The organism is uncultured Enterococcus sp. (genome assembly GCF_913775425.1).
In the GTDB taxonomy this organism is placed as follows: domain Bacteria; phylum Bacillota; class Bacilli; order Lactobacillales; family Enterococcaceae; genus Enterococcus_G.
In genome coordinates this window covers 23,854-39,400 of record NZ_CAJYIS010000050.1, presented here as the reverse complement: position 1 = coordinate 39,400, position 15,547 = coordinate 23,854, and the positions used below count along the sequence as shown (strand labels likewise).

The 15,547-nt window shown below is 40.3% G+C and carries 11 protein-coding genes; 3 read left to right on the top strand and 8 right to left on the bottom strand.

Annotated elements, in window-relative coordinates:
* The first annotated feature begins 162 nt into the window (after nt 1-162).
* On the top strand, nt 163-675 hold the full coding sequence (locus tag QZ413_RS05385; protein WP_297077282.1) for a thioredoxin domain-containing protein: 513 nt from the start codon (nt 163-165) through the stop codon (nt 673-675).
* A 51-nt stretch (nt 676-726) separates the two neighbouring features.
* Here QZ413_RS05385 and whiA read toward each other — a convergent pair whose 3' ends face one another.
* The 5 genes from whiA to uvrB all read right to left on the bottom strand — a co-directional run bounded on the left by whiA (nt 727) and on the right by uvrB (nt 8,510).
* Complete coding sequence (gene whiA, locus QZ413_RS05380; RefSeq protein ID WP_297077281.1) at nt 727-1,659, bottom strand: DNA-binding protein WhiA; 933 nt, start codon at nt 1,657-1,659, stop codon at nt 727-729.
* Nucleotides 1,660-1,687: 28 nt separating this feature from the next.
* Nucleotides 1,688-2,692, bottom strand: a complete 1,005-nt coding sequence (gene yvcK / locus QZ413_RS05375; protein WP_297077280.1) for a YvcK family protein — start codon at nt 2,690-2,692, stop codon at nt 1,688-1,690.
* Nucleotides 2,689-3,576 (bottom strand): RNase adapter RapZ, encoded by an 888-nt coding sequence (gene rapZ / locus QZ413_RS05370; protein ID WP_297077278.1) that lies wholly within the window; start codon nt 3,574-3,576, stop codon nt 2,689-2,691. Before rapZ ends, yvcK begins: the two co-directional genes overlap by 4 nt.
* Before the next feature lie 109 nt (nt 3,577-3,685).
* Complete coding sequence (gene uvrA / locus QZ413_RS05365) at nt 3,686-6,505, bottom strand: excinuclease ABC subunit UvrA (RefSeq protein ID WP_297077276.1); 2,820 nt, start codon at nt 6,503-6,505, stop codon at nt 3,686-3,688.
* A gap of 16 nt (nt 6,506-6,521) precedes the next feature.
* Entirely contained in the window at nt 6,522-8,510 is a 1,989-nt protein-coding gene (gene uvrB / locus QZ413_RS05360) for an excinuclease ABC subunit UvrB (protein WP_297077274.1), read from the bottom strand.
* Nucleotides 8,511-8,758: 248 nt separating this feature from the next.
* Between uvrB and QZ413_RS05355 the strand changes: the two genes are divergently transcribed.
* Together QZ413_RS05355 and QZ413_RS05350 are read left to right on the top strand one after the other, a co-directional pair.
* The gene (locus QZ413_RS05355; protein ID WP_297077271.1) at nt 8,759-10,921 is read left to right on the top strand and encodes an amino acid ABC transporter substrate-binding protein/permease; all 2,163 of its coding nucleotides are present in this window, start codon (nt 8,759-8,761) and stop codon (nt 10,919-10,921) included.
* A gap of 1 nt (nt 10,922) precedes the next feature.
* Entirely contained in the window at nt 10,923-11,660 is a 738-nt protein-coding gene (locus QZ413_RS05350; protein WP_297077269.1) for an amino acid ABC transporter ATP-binding protein, read from the top strand.
* A gap of 162 nt (nt 11,661-11,822) precedes the next feature.
* On the opposite strand, the gene dnaJ is transcribed toward QZ413_RS05350, so the two are convergent.
* From dnaJ to grpE, 3 genes are all read right to left on the bottom strand, one after another.
* On the bottom strand, nt 11,823-12,989 hold the full coding sequence (gene dnaJ, locus QZ413_RS05345) for a molecular chaperone DnaJ (protein ID WP_297077267.1): 1,167 nt from the start codon (nt 12,987-12,989) through the stop codon (nt 11,823-11,825).
* A 125-nt stretch (nt 12,990-13,114) separates the two neighbouring features.
* Nucleotides 13,115-14,941, bottom strand: a complete 1,827-nt coding sequence (dnaK, locus tag QZ413_RS05340) for a molecular chaperone DnaK (protein WP_297077265.1) — start codon at nt 14,939-14,941, stop codon at nt 13,115-13,117.
* Between the two features lie 51 nt (nt 14,942-14,992).
* On the bottom strand, nt 14,993-15,532 hold the full coding sequence (gene grpE, locus QZ413_RS05335; RefSeq protein WP_297077263.1) for a nucleotide exchange factor GrpE: 540 nt from the start codon (nt 15,530-15,532) through the stop codon (nt 14,993-14,995).
* Nucleotides 15,533-15,547 lie beyond the last annotated feature (15 nt).

The following is a 15,547-nucleotide window of genomic DNA, read 5'->3' as shown; positions in this document are numbered from 1 at the left end:
ACTGACACTCCTCTACTTGATTTTCTTCTCTAGTATAATAGATTGTGAAAAAATTATAAAGATGAAAGTTATCTTTTTCACAAAAAATCAAACTGCTTGATTAGTGGGCATTTTGGTAAAAATTAGGTACAATAGTGATAGTCATTAAAGGAGGATATGAGAATGGATATTTCTGTTATTAAACCTGAGGCAACAAATACTACACATGGAATTAAAATCGGAGACAACGAACGCGTGATGATCGAGTTTGTGAATCTACGTTGCCCTTATTGTAAAAAGTGGTTCCAAGAATCGGAGCACTATTTAAATGAAGCGGTAAAAGCCAATCAATTGTCTCGTCTGATCAAACTGACGGATCGACAAAAAGAATCCTTACAACGTGGAAATGTGATGCATCAATACGTGACAACAAATGATGCGAAAACAGCATTGATGGAGATCGCGAAAATTTTTGACACACAAGATCAATGGGGCGATCTATCTCTAGAAGAAGTCGCAACGTTTGCTGAAGAAAAACTAGGCCTAACACGTCATAATCATGAAGAGTATGCCAAAGAGATCACAGCTGAGAGCGAAGCCGCGAATATCAAATTTGTTCCAACGATTTTATTTGCGGATCAAATCTTTGATGAAAGTATCACCCATGAAGATTTAGTTTCATTAGTCGAACGCTAAATAAAAAAAACCAAAAGCCGAAGTGTTGAACTAACCTAGGCTTTTGGTTTTTTATTTTGCTTCGCGCAATCGTTCAGCGAATTCATTGATTTTGCGAATCCGATGATTGATTCCCGACTTAGAAATCGCTCCTGATGGAATCATTTCTCCTAATTCTTTCAAACTAACTTCTGGATTTTCTAAACGTAATTCTGCAATTTCTTGTAATTTTTCCGGCAATGCACTGAGTCCGACCGTATCCTCGATAAACGCAATATTTTGCAATTGTTTTGATGCTGCGTCGATTGTTTTATTCATATTGGCCGTTTCACAATTGACTAAACGATTCACCGAATTGCGCATATCTCTTACAATCCGTACATCTTCAAATTTCAGCATCGAATTGGTAGCCCCGATCACCACAAAAAAATCGGCGATTTGCTCGGCACCTTTAAGATAAGAAATATAGCCATTACGGCGTTCAAGCGTACGTGCATTCAACTGAAAAAAATTCAACATTTCGCAAATATCTTGATTATGTTCTTCATAAAGTGAATAAATCTCTAAGTGATATCGACTCGTTTCCGGATTGTTCACAGAGCCTGATGCCATAAATGCTCCTCTTAGATACGAACGCATTTTTTGACTATTTCCCATGATCTCATCGGATACATGCGTGTGAAACATCATGCCATCCATAATGTCTAAATCTGTTAAAATCCGTTGAGTATCTTGTTTTAGACGTACGATATACACATTGTTCTTTTTCAATTTCATTTTACGACGTACAAGTAACTCACTTTTTACATCATAATGATCTTTTAATAACGAATAGATTCGTCTAGCGATCGCCGCATTTTCTGTTTGGACATTTAAGATGAATTGATGGTTGGCTAAACTTAGAGAACCATTCATCCGAATCAACGCCGCAAGTTCTGCTTTAGCATGCTCGCGATGCACTTCAAGACCCGTTAATTCTTTTTTGACCTCGGCTGCAAAAGACATCCAGATCACCTTCTTTCTACACTAGCCCTTAATGTCTTCGTTTTCGTTCATACACTAAGCGCAATAATTCTTGTACAACTTTTTCGCCATCGTGAAACACTCCACCATCACGCAATTCAAGAAAGTCAGTAGATACTACTCGACAACCTTCATCACGTAAAGCCGAAAAGTCATGTTTTACTTGGACTAAATACTCATCGTAACGCTCATTGTCCATATAATCTTCTGGTACTTTTTCAATATTGACCAAGACGGTATCGATAAAAGGTTGACGCAAGTGCTCATGCAAGACACGCACATGATCGGCATCGCTAAAATACTCGGTTTCGCCTTTTTGCGTCATAATATTACAAATATAGACTGTTTCTGCTTTTGTTTCTAATAACGCTTGGCCGATTTCAGCAATCATTAGATTTGGTAAAATACTGGTAAATAAACTACCCGGCCCTAATACCACCATATCTGCCTCTAAAATTGAAGAAATCACTTTACGTGCCGCTTTTGGCTCACTTTGATTGTGTTGATTTTGCACAAAAACACGATCAATCGTTTTTCGCTGTTTAGCAATATTCGATTCTCCTACAGCCGCCGTTCCATCTTTAAACACTGCATGTAAAATCAAAGGTTCATCAGAAGATGGAAAGACGCGACCGTCGACATGCATCATTTTAGATAATAATTGTACCGCGTCATATGTACTCCCACGCATTTCAGAAATAGCCGCAATAATCAAATTTCCTAACGCATGATTGGCTAAAAAATGATCTTCTGATTTAAAACGATACTGAAAAATATCCTCATAAAGTCTTGGCATATCCGATAGCGAGACCAATACATTCCGTAAATCTCCTGGCGGGGCCATTGTGATCGAATCACGAATCACCCCACTACTCCCTCCATCATCTGCGACCGTCACGACTGCTGTAATGTCTACTCCTTGATTGCGTAAGCTTTTTAAGATCACCGGCAATCCCGTTCCGCCACCTAACACCACCACTTTTGGTTTATGGATACGGTAAGTCTTTAAGCTCATGAACGATTGACCGTTTCTTTACGTTTATCTTTATCTCGATGTGTGGTGTGTACGAGATACTCTTGCTTCAACAAGTCTCCGATTCGTTTTGTCAATGCCACTGAACGGTGTTGTCCACCCGTGCATCCAATCGCAATCGTTAGACTGCTTTTGCCTTCTTTGATATAACCTGGCATCACGCTAAGTAGCAATTGACTAAACTGTTGGTAAAAAGCTTCCGTTTCATCAAAAGACATCACGTAGTCGTAAACAGGTTGATCGAGTCCCGTTAATGGACGCAATTCTTGGATATAATGTGGATTTGGTAGAAAACGCACGTCCATCACGATATCTGCATCGATTGGCAATCCATACTTAAATCCAAATGACAACATCTCGATACGAAATCCCGGTGTAGTATCGCTCGTCCGAAACTCGGCATTGATTCGCTCTCTTAATTGACGTGGAGTCAATTCTGTTGTATCGACAACAACCGATGCTTGCGCTTTAAATTCTTCTAATAAGTGACGTTCTTTCTTGATGCCTTCTGTGACCAAACCATCCATTGCCAATGGATGAGCTCTACGGGTTTCTTTATAGCGAGAAACCAATTCGGCATCTGACGCTTCTAAAAATAAAATACGTGTATTGATAAAATTGGTATTCTCGATTTCAATCAACATACTTTGGATCTCTTCAAAGAACGAGCGTGAACGCATATCGACGACCAATGCGATTTTTGAGATTTTGCCAGATTCTTTGATCAATTCCCAAAATTTTGGAATCAATGATGGCGGCATATTATCAATACAAAAATAGCCCATGTCCTCGAAACTTTGAACAGCCACCGTTTTTCCAGCTCCGCTCATCCCTGTAATAATGACTAATTCTAAATTATCTACCATAGTATTACCCCCTCTTTTTTCATAATCTAAACAATTATATCATCCCGGGCGTATCATGACTACATTTTATCGAAAAAAAAGTAAAGACGAGTTTCGCCTTTACTTTTTTTTAAGACAATACTGTCTTCAAATACTTTCCAGTATAACTTTCTTCTACTTGTGCGAGTGCCTCAGGTGTCCCAGTCGCTAGAATCGTGCCCCCACCGGCACCGCCTTCTGGTCCAAGGTCGATCAAATGATCCGCAGACTTGATCACATCAAGATTGTGTTCAATTACTAACACCGTATTGCCTTTTTCAACTAAGCGATCCAAAACCTTTAACAAACGGGCAATATCTTCTGAATGTAGTCCAGTTGTGGGCTCATCTAAGATGTAAAAACTTTTTCCATTTGATATCTTGTGTAACTCACTTGCGAGCTTCATCCGTTGGGCTTCACCACCAGATAATGTGGTAGCAGGTTGACCTAATGTGATATATCCTAGACCGACATCTACGATCGTTTGCAGTTTCCGATTGATCTTTGGAATCGATTGGAAAAATTCGACCGCATCTTCAACCGTCATATCTAAGATATCGGCAATATTTTTTCCTTTATAGTGAACTTCAAGTGTTTCCGAATTGTACCGTTTCCCATGGCATACTTCACACGGTACATAGACATCGGGTAAGAAATGCATTTCAATTTTGATAATTCCATCTCCACGACAAGCTTCACAACGACCGCCTTTGACGTTGAAACTAAAGCGCCCTTTTTTATATCCCCGGACCTTTGCTTCATTGGTTTTTGCAAACAGATCACGGATATCATCAAAAACACTCGTGTAGGTCGCAGGGTTACTTCGTGGTGTACGACCGATTGGACTTTGATCGATATCAATGATTTTCTCAATAGCTTCATATCCTGTAATCGAGCGATATTTTCCAGGCTTTGCGCTGTTTCGATTGATTTTTTGCGCTAAGGCTTTTTTCAAGATCTCATTGACCAAAGTCGATTTTCCTGAACCAGAAACACCTGTGACCGCAACGAATTCACCTAGGGGAAAAGCTACATCAATATTTTTTAAGTTATTTTCTGAAGCCCCAAGCACTTCGATCGCCTGACCATTTCCTTGTCTTCTCGTCTCAGGTACTGGGATTTTTCGTTTACCAGATAAATATTGTCCAGTAAGCGATGCTTTATTTTTTTCCACTTGTTTTGGTGTTCCTTGTGCGACGATTTGACCACCAGCAGCACCTGCTCCTGGACCTACATCGATCAAATAATCCGCAGCGCGCATCGTGTCTTCGTCGTGTTCTACAATAATTAGTGTATTTCCAAGATCGCGCATTTTTCGAAGCGAATCTAATAAACGATCGTTATCACGCTGATGCAATCCAATCGAAGGCTCATCTAAAATATACAAGACACCAGATAGATTTGATCCAATTTGTGTAGCCAAGCGGATCCGTTGTGCTTCGCCTCCAGAAAGCGTTCCGGCTGCACGGCTTAACGTTAAATAATCAAGTCCTACATTACGTAAAAAGCTTAACCGATCATTGATTTCTTTTACGATCGGTTGTGCAATCGTTTGTTCTTTTTCAGACAAGATTAGCTGATCAACAAAATGTAACGCCTCGGTGATCGCCTTTTCACTCACTTGACCGATATGTTCCCCTCCGACTTTAACGGATAACGCCTGACGGTTCAAACGATAACCATGGCAGACGTTACAAGGCAATTCTGTCATATACAATTTCATCTGTTCTCGCGTAAAATCACTATTGGTTTCGTGATAACGTCGTTTGATATTGCTCATCACACCTTCAAACGCGATATCGACATCACGGACACCACCAAAATCATTTTCGTAATGGAAATGGAACGCTTCTTCACCAGAACCATACAAAATGATGTTTTGTTCTTGTTGACTTAATTGTTCAAAAGGCGTATCCATATCGATTGAAAAAGCATAGCACGCTTGTTCCAACAATTGCGGATAATATTGTGAACTGATTGGATTCCAAGGCACCAGAGCGCCTTCACGCAACGTTTTGGTTGTATCAGGTACGACTAAATCTAAATCGACTTCTAATTTCATCCCTAACCCATCACATTCAGGACAAGCCCCAAATGGTGCATTGAATGAAAATAAACGCGGTTCCAATTCACCGACTGTAAACCCACAATAAGGACAAGAATAATGTTCACTAAACAATAACTCTTCCTCGCCGTTCACATCAACAACCGCATAGCCATCTGCTAAACGTAACGCCGCTTCAAATGAATCAAATAAACGTGAACGAATTCCGTCTTTGATTACGATACGATCGACAACGATCGCAATCGAATGTTTTTTCGTTTTAGGTAATTCCGGAACTTCTGTGATGTCATAGGTTTCTCCATTTACCCGTACGCGAACATAACCTTCTCGTTGGATCATTTCAAACACTTTTTTGTGTTGTCCTTTTTTTTCATGTACAACGGGTGCTAATAATTGGATTTTTGTACGCTCAGGTAGCGCCAATACTTGATCGACCATCTGCTCTACTGATTGACTGGTAATCTCTACATGATCGTTTGGACAAATCGGATGACCTACACGTGCATAAAGCAATCTTAGGTAGTCATTGATTTCAGTGACTGTCCCAACGGTTGAACGCGGATTTTTACTCGTAGTCTTTTGATCGATCGAAATCGCTGGGCTCAAGCCATCGATACTGTCGACGTCCGGTTTATCCATTTGACCTAAAAATTGCCGTGCATAAGCAGAAAGACTCTCAACGTAACGACGTTGTCCTTCTGCATAAAGCGTATCAAAGGCAAGCGAGCTTTTCCCAGAACCAGAAAGTCCGGTCACTACGACCATCTTGTCACGCGGAATGGTCACATCAATATTTTTTAGATTATGTGCTCGTGCACCATGAATCACTATTTTATCATTTGCCACAAATAAGCCCCCTATATTATTCTGCTTTTAATTCTAAAATGGTATCGCGTAGTGTAGCAGCTGTTTCAAAATCTAATGCTTTAGCCGCATCGCGCATTTCTTTTTCTAACTTCAATAGTAATTGTTCTTTTTCCTCTTTTGAGAGTTCGGTAATCGACTGCACGTCATAAGCTTCTGCAGTTTCTGCGACCTTAGAGATGCGGATCAGATCACGGATCTCTTTTTTGATGGTAATCGGTGTGATTCCATGTTTTTCATTATACGCCTCTTGGATCGAACGTCTTCTAGCCGTTTCTTCGATCGCTTTATTCATGGAATCGGTCATTTTATCTGCATACATGATCACTTTCCCATTGGAATTTCGTGCCGCGCGCCCAATCGTTTGAATCAATGAGCGTTCGCTACGTAAGAATCCTTCTTTATCGGCATCTAAGATCGCAACTAGAGAAACTTCTGGCACATCGATCCCTTCTCGTAGTAAGTTGATTCCAATCAATACATCAAATACGCCTAAGCGTAAGTCACGAATGATTTCAGTTCGCTCAAGTGTTTTGATATCACTATGCAAGTACTTCACTTTGATACCAAGCTCTTTGAAATAATCTGTCAAATCTTCTGCCATTTTTTTCGTCAACGTCGTAATGAAGACACGCTCGTCTTTTTCTGCACGCTCGTTGATCTCTCCTACCAGATCATCGATTTGCCCCATGATAGGACGCACATCGATGATTGGATCCAAGAGTCCAGTTGGTCGGATGATCTGTTGTACGACGTGATCTGTTTGCTCGTATTCATATGGTCCTGGAGTGGCAGAAACATAGATGATTTGATTGACATGCGCTTCAAATTCTTCCAATCGTAAAGGACGATTATCTAAAGCTGATGGCAAACGAAATCCATAGTCTACTAACATTTGCTTACGTGCGCGATCTCCATTGTACATGCCTCTAATTTGCGGCATCGTAACATGTGATTCATCGATCACCATCAAAAAATCTTCAGGGAAAAAATCAATCAACGTATAAGGTGGTTCTCCTTCTTTACGTCCATCCATATGTCGCGAATAATTCTCGATTCCTGAAGTATACCCCATTTCACGTAACATCTCGATATCATAATTAGTGCGTTGTTCTAAACGTTGTGCTTCTAGTAACTGCTCATTTTCTCGTAAAATCTTTAGACGCCATTCAAGTTCGGCTTGAATGGAAGCGATCGCGGTTTCCATATGATTCTCATCGGTCAAAAAGTGCGTTGCCGGAAAAATCGAGACATGCTCTATATCGTTGTGGACTTCACCTGTCAAGGCATCGACTTCACGAATCCGATCGACTTCATCGCCAAAAAATTCAATCCGCAACGCACGTTCATCGCGTGAAGCTGGAAAGACTTCGATAACATCGCCTCTCACGCGAAATCGTCCCCGCTGAAAATCAATATCATTGCGTTCAAATTGGATATCAATCAGACGACGCAACACTTCTTCGCGTGAAATCTCCATTCCTTCGCGAATCGAGACAACTTGCTTTTGATATTCCATAGGAGAACCTAAACCAAAAATACAAGAAACTGAAGCCACCACTACCACGTCATTGCGCTCTAAAAGCGAACTCGTTGCCGAATGACGTAATTTATCGATTTCATCATTGACACTTGAGTCCTTTTCGATATATGTGTCGCTTGAGGGAACGTAAGCTTCTGGCTGATAATAATCATAATAACTCACAAAATATTCCACTGCGTTATTGGGGAAAAATTCTTTAAACTCACCATATAATTGACCAGCTAGTGTTTTATTGTGCGCAATGATCAAAGTCGGTTTATTGACCTGTTGGATCACATTTGAGATCGTGTAGGTTTTCCCCGTTCCCGTTGCTCCTAGTAGTATTTGTGCTTTTTCTTTCTTTTGAACTCCTTCGACTAGTTGGCGGATGGCCTCCGGTTGATCACCGGCCGGTTGGTACGCAGAAACTAGATCAAAAGGAATCGAATCATTTCGTTCAATCATCCTCAAGCCTCATTTCAATTGTTCGTTTTCGTTCTTATATTTTATCATAGCGAACATATTTTCGCTATTCTTGTGACTTGTTTCATAAGGATGGAAGTTTATCTCTTAAACTTTTCATGTAAGTTTTCCTAACATTTCATGTAAGCATTCAGTTTATTTTTTTCTTTTTTCTTGTTATACTCTTGCTAATCGTCAATTCAAATCGAATCGACTAAGTTTTTATGAGAAGAAATGGAGGAAATCATTACATGAAACGAAAGCTTTTTTATTTATCACTACTTTCCATCGTGGCGACGTTAGGGTTGTTTACGGCACGTAGCGTAAAAGCAGAAGAAACGACTTATCAAATCGGAACTGACATCACATTTGCTCCGTTTGAATTTCAAGATGACAATCAAAATTATGTAGGGATCGATATTGATTTGTTAAATGCGATCGCCAAAGATCAAGGATTCGCCATCAATTTGCGTCCACTGGGATTTGATTCATCGATCCAAGGAGTCCAATCTGGACAACTAGATGGTATGATCGCAGGAATGAGTATTACAGATGAGCGGAAAAAAAGTTTTGACTTTTCTGATCCTTATTTTGATAGCGGCATCCAAATGGCTGTTAAAACTGGCGATAACTCAATCAAATCCTATGAAGACTTAAAAGGAAAAGTTGTCGGTGCTAAAGTTGGAACTGAAAGTGCAACATTTTTAGAAGCAAACAAGGATAAATATGGCTATACGATCAAAACCTATGACGATGCTACTGGCGTATACGGTGCCATCAAAAATGGAACGGTGCAAGCAATTTTCGATGATTATCCTGTTTTAGGATACGCCATCAACAAGGGAGAACCTTTGCAACTCGTTGGGACAGCTGAAAAAGGAAATGCTTACGGTTTTGCAGTCAAAAAAGGCGAAAATGCCGAACTGATCCAAAAATTCAACGCCGGTCTTAAAAAATTAAAAGAATCAGGCCAATATGACGAAATCGTTCAAACGTATATCAAAACAACTAGCGAAACGGCAACATCACAAACAGAAATGAAAAAAATCACACCGCTAAAAGAGAAATACATCATTGCAAGCGACTCTGCTTTTGCCCCATTTGAATTCAAAAACGAAGACAATGAATATGTGGGGATCGATGTCGATTTGATGAAAAAAGCGGCAGAATTACAAGGTTTCACGATCGACTTTAACTTCATCGGCTTCTCAGCAGCAGTTCAAGCCTTACAAGGGCAACAAGCTGACGGCATGATCGCCGGTATGACTGTGACAGACGAACGGAAAAAAGAATTCGACTTTTCCACTCCTTATTTCCAAAGCGGTATCCAAATCGCAGTCAAAAAAGGCAATAAAGACATCAACTCTTATGAAGACTTAAAAGGCAAAAAGGTCGGGGTAAAAGTTGGGACCGAAAGTGCGGACTTTTTAGAAGCCAATAAAGATAAATATGGCTACACGATCAAAAGTTATGATGCAGCAGATCAATTATACGAAGCAGTCAAGGTCGGCGCAGTCGACGCCATCATGGACGACTATCCAGTAATCGGCTATGCGATCTCTCAAGGTCAAGAACTTGCTACACCGATTGCACGTGAAAGTGGCGGGGAATATGCCTTCGCTGTGAAAAAAGGGCAAAACCAAGAATTACTTGAAATGTTCAACGAAGCTTTAGCACAAATGAAACAATCAGGTGAATATGACAAGATTATTGCAACGTATATCGCAGATGGCGAACCAGTCAAACAAGAATCGACTAAAGATAATTCTTCTTTATGGGGAATCTTAAAAAACAACTATAAACAATTGCTTGCCGGTTTAGGCAAAACAATGCTTCTTGCCTTGATTTCCTTTGCGCTCGCGATTTTAGTCGGCGTCATCTTTGGCTTAATGAGTGTCGCACCAATCAAAGCACTACGCATCATCGCGTCAATCTACGTGGATATTATTCGCGGGATTCCAATGATGGTATTGGCATTCTTTATCTTCTTTGGTTTATCAGGAGCGATCGGCATTACCATTCCAGACTTTGTTGCTGGGGTCATCACCTTGACGCTAAACGCCAGTGCTTATATCGCTGAAATCGTTCGTGGCGGAATCAACGCTGTACCAAAAGGACAGATGGAAGCATCACGTAGTCTTGGATTATCTTACAACCGAACGATGCAAAAAATCATTTTACCGCAAGCGGTACGCATCATGGTGCCTTCGTTTGTTAACCAATTCGTCATTACCTTAAAAGATACAACGATCATTTCCGCTATCGGTGTGGTCGAGTTGTTACAAACTGGAAAAATCATTGTAGCAAGTACGCTCCAAAGTACGTCTGTCTACTTTATTATCGCGATGATCTACTTAATCGTGATCACAGCATTAACTCGTTTAGCGAAAGTTTTAGAAAAGAAGGTGAATTAAGATGGCAGAAAAAATCTTAGTAGAACATTTAGTCAAACAATACGGAGACAATACTGTTTTAAACGATATCAATGTCTCGATCAAAGAAGGCGAAGTCGTCTGCATTATCGGCCCTTCTGGTTCAGGAAAATCGACCTTTTTACGTTGTCTAAACCGTCTAGAAGAGCCTTCTAGCGGAGATATCATCGTCGATGGCGCCCATCTAATGGATAAAAATACAGATATCAATATGGTCCGTCAACATATCGGGATGGTGTTTCAACACTTCAACCTTTTCCCACATCTATCGATTATGGAAAACATCATCCTCGCACCAACAGACCTTAAAAAATTAAGTAAAGCCGAAGCAGAAAAAAAAGCTGTTAAACTACTTGAAACAGTTGGATTAGCCGATAAAAAAGACGCTTATCCGGATAACCTATCTGGTGGGCAAAAACAACGGGTTGCCATTGCTCGCGCATTGGCGATGAATCCTGATATCATGCTCTTTGATGAGCCGACATCCGCGCTAGATCCTGAAATGGTTGGCGATGTGTTGAACGTTATGAAAAAACTAGCCAAACAAGGGATGACGATGGTGATCGTTACCCACGAAATGGGATTTGCTAAAGAAGTCGCCAACCGTGTTATGTTTATCGATGGTGGAAACTTTTTAGAAGATGGCACACCAGATCAAATTTTTAATCATCCAACCAATCCACGTACCAAAGACTTTTTAAACAAAGTTTTAAATATCTGAAAAAAGAGGTGTGACAGGACATTGTCACACCTTTTTCACTATCGAAAACATGGTATTTTAGAAGCACCGCCTACGAAAATAAGCCGAATCACGCCCGAAATTATCGGGCGTGATTCGGCCTATTTCTTAGAGCTGTCTATTTTGGTCACAGCTTCTTTGTGCTTATTTTTTCTTACCACCAAATGCATCTTTGACTTTATCGAAAAAGCCTTCTGCATGTTGTTCTGTAGTACTTAAACCAGATGCTTTCGCAAATTCACGTAACGCATCTTTTTGCTGTTCATTTAAGTTTTTCGGTGTGATCAATTTCACGGTCACTTGTTGATCACCGTTGCCACCACCACGTAGACGAGGTGCTCCTTTACCACGTAAGCGGAATTTCGCACCTGTTTGGGTACCAGCAGGGATCTTCAATTTCACATCACCATGAACCGTTGGGACTTGGACTTCATCACCTAAAGCCGCTTGAACAAAGTTTAATGGCAATTCATAGTAAATCTCACCGCCATCACGTTCAAAAATATTTGACGATTTAACTCTGAAAATCACGTATAGATCTCCATAAGGACCACCATTGGTTCCGGCTTCACCTTGAGAAGCTAAACGCATTTGTTGATCGTCTTCTACTCCAGCTGGAACAGTGACTTTTACTTTATGATTTGCTTTTTCATGCCCTGTTCCATGACACGTTTCACATGGATGCGCAATTTCTTTTCCTGTTCCATGACACACGTCACACGTTTGTTGTGTCATCACACGACCAAGCGGTGTTTGACGTTCTACATTGATACGACCTGCTCCGTGACATTTATGACAGGTTTCTGGTTGCGTACCTGGTTTTGCTCCGCTACCCTCACACGTATGACAGGTTTCTTCACGTTTATAGTGGATTTCTTTTTCTACACCAAAGACCGCTTCTTCAAACGTTAAATCGATAATGTATTGTAGATCTGCACCTTGTCTTGGAGCATTAGGATTAGCAGCACGTCCACCTCCGCCGCCAAAGAATGACTCAAAGATATCTTCAAAGCCACCAAAACCACCACCAGAGAATCCACCAGCACCGCCGAAGCCACCAAAGCCTCCGCCGCCACCATAGTTTGGATCTGTCCCGGCATGTCCATATTGATCATAAGCGGCACGTTTTTGTGGATCACTTAAAATTTCATATGCCTCTGAAACTTCTTTAAACTGAGCTTCAGCGCCTTCTTCTTTATTGATATCTGGATGGTATTTTTTGGAAAGCTTACGATACGCTTTTTTTATTTCATCGTCCGAAGCTCCTTTTTGTAAACCTAGGACTTCATAATAATCACGTTTTGTTGCCATGGGCTTCCCTCCGTTTTCTTCATATACCTTAGTATTCTAACATAGATTTTTTCAAGATGTTACTCAAATTTTATCAAAAGAAAAAGCCAAAGCAGTCGACTTTGGCTTTTTCAACGTGAACTAGATTATTTGTTGTCATCCACTTCTTCAAAGTCAGCATCGACTACATCATCAGCGCCACTTTGAGCTGCGTTAGGATCTGCTTGTGCTTGTTGTTGAGCAGCTTGTTCATACAATTTAACGGTTAAGTTTTGTACGATTTCGTTTAACGCATCACGTTTTGTTTTCATTGCTTCGATATCATTTGCTTCCACAGCCGCTTTTAATTCATCGCGTGCTTCTTCCGCTTTTTTCAATTCGTCTTCTTCGACTTTACCTTCAAGTTCTTTTGTTGTTTTATCTACAGTGAACAATAAAGCATCGACTTCATTACGTAGATCGACTTCTTCTTTACGCGCTTTATCTGCTTCAGCATTCGCTTCTGCATCTTTTACCATGCGTTCGATTTCATCATCAGATAAACCTGAAGAAGATTTGATTGTGATCGTTTGTTCTTTTTGTGTACCTAGATCTTTAGCCGATACATTTACGATACCATTTTTATCGATATCAAATGTTACTTCGATTTGAGGGATTCCACGTGGTGCTGCTGGGATATCTGTCAATTGGAAGCGACCTAATGTTTTGTTATCTGCTGCCATTGGACGTTCACCTTGTAATACGTGAATATCTACAGCTGGTTGGTTGTCTGCTGCTGTTGAGAAGACTTGTGATTTACTTGTTGGGATCGTTGTGTTACGATCGATCAATTTCGTAAATACGCCACCCATTGTTTCGATACCTAATGATAATGGAGTTACGTCTAGTAAAACAACGTCTTTTACATCTCCAGTGATTACCCCACCTTGGATCGCAGCTCCCATTGCCACTACTTCATCCGGATTTACAGATTTGTTTGGTTCTTTACCAGTTTCTTTACGTACTGCTTCTACTACTGCAGGAATACGTGTAGAACCACCAACTAAGATCACTTCATCGATATCTGATTGAGATAAACCAGCATCTTTTAGTGCTTGACGTACAGGACCTTTTGTACGTTCTACTAAGTCAGCTGTGATTTCGTCAAATTTCGCACGTGTTAAGGTCATTTCTAAGTGAAGTGGACCTGCTTCTCCAGCTGTGATAAATGGCAAGCTGATTTGTGTGCTTGATACACCAGAAAGATCTTTTTTCGCTTTTTCAGCAGCATCTTTCAAACGTTGAACTGCCATTTTATCTTTACTTAAGTCGATTCCATTTTCTTTTTTGAACACGTCTACCATGTGGTCGATGATTTTGTTATCAAAGTCATCCCCACCTAATAAGTTATCTCCAGCTGTTGACAATACGTCAAACACGCCGTCACCTAATTCAAGTACAGATACGTCAAATGTACCTCCACCAAGGTCAAATACTAAGATTTTTTCATCTTTATCTGTTTTGTCTAAACCATAAGCCAAAGCTGCTGCTGTTGGTTCATTAACGATACGTTCCACTTCTAAACCAGCGATTTTACCAGCGTCTTTTGTTGCTTGACGTTGCGCATCGTTAAAGTAAGCAGGAACAGTGATGACTGCTTTTTCAACTTTTTCACCTAGATAGTCTTCTGCAAATCCTTTGATGTATTGTAAGATCATTGCTGAGATTTCTTGAGGTGTGTAGTTTTTACCTTCTACTTCAACTTTGTATCCAGGTTCGCCCATGTAGCGTTTGATTGAAGAAATCGTATTTGGGTTTGTTACAGCTTGGCGTTTTGCTACTTCACCCACTTGGATTTCACCATTTTTAAATGAGACAACAGAAGGAGTTGTACGATTTCCTTCAGGATTGGTAATGATTTTTGCTTCTCCGCCTTCTAATACAGCTACTGCAGAGTTTGTAGTTCCTAAGTCGATTCCGATAATTTTACTCATATCTAATTCTCTCCTTTTTCATTTTACATCAATATTGGTTTGATTTATTTTTTATTGTGCAACGATAACCATACTTGGTCGTAAGACGCGATCATGCAAGCGATAGCCTTTTTGCAAGACTTCCACGATCGTATCTGTTGCTTGATCTTCAGTTGCTGGGATCGTTTGTACTGCTTGATGCAGCATTGGATCAAACGGTTCACCTTTAGCCGGAATTTCTTCGATTCCTTCTTCTTTTAACGCATGTCGTAAGCTTTCTAAGACCATTTCAACGCCTTTTTTCAAGCTTTGACTTTGTTCATCCGTTACTTCAGCAGCCATTGCACGCTCTAAATTGTCGATTGCAGGCAATACTTTTTTCCCTAAATCTTGAGAACGGTATTTTTGCAACAATTCACGTTCGTTACGATTGCGTGAAGTAATATTCGCAATTTCCGCAGAAGCACGTAAGAACTTATCTTCCATTGCTTCAAATTCAGCTTTAACTGTATCTAGTTCAGATACAACCTCTTCTTCCATTGCTTCGGTCACTTGATCTTCTACAAGTTCCTCGACTTGTTCTTCTTGCATATCTTGCTCATGTTTTGTCACTTAATTCCATCCTTT

Bases quoted from the DNA above. Each gene is read 5' to 3' on its own strand.
- QZ413_RS05385 (WP_297077282.1), top strand. From the start codon at position 163: ATGGATATTTCTGTTATTAAACCTGAGGCAACAAATACTACACATGGA.
- whiA (WP_297077281.1), bottom strand. From the start codon at position 1,659: ATGTCTTTTGCAGCCGAGGTCAAAAAAGAATTAACGGGTCTTGAAGTG.
- yvcK (WP_297077280.1), bottom strand. From the start codon at position 2,692: ATGAGCTTAAAGACTTACCGTATCCATAAACCAAAAGTGGTGGTGTTA.
- rapZ (WP_297077278.1), bottom strand. From the start codon at position 3,576: ATGGTAGATAATTTAGAATTAGTCATTATTACAGGGATGAGCGGAGCT.
- uvrB (WP_297077274.1), bottom strand. From the start codon at position 8,510: ATGATTGAACGAAATGATTCGATTCCTTTTGATCTAGTTTCTGCGTAC.
- QZ413_RS05355 (WP_297077271.1), top strand. From the start codon at position 8,759: ATGAAACGAAAGCTTTTTTATTTATCACTACTTTCCATCGTGGCGACG.
- QZ413_RS05350 (WP_297077269.1), top strand. From the start codon at position 10,923: ATGGCAGAAAAAATCTTAGTAGAACATTTAGTCAAACAATACGGAGAC.
- dnaJ (WP_297077267.1), bottom strand. From the start codon at position 12,989: ATGGCAACAAAACGTGATTATTATGAAGTCCTAGGTTTACAAAAAGGA.
- dnaK (WP_297077265.1), bottom strand. From the start codon at position 14,941: ATGAGTAAAATTATCGGAATCGACTTAGGAACTACAAACTCTGCAGTA.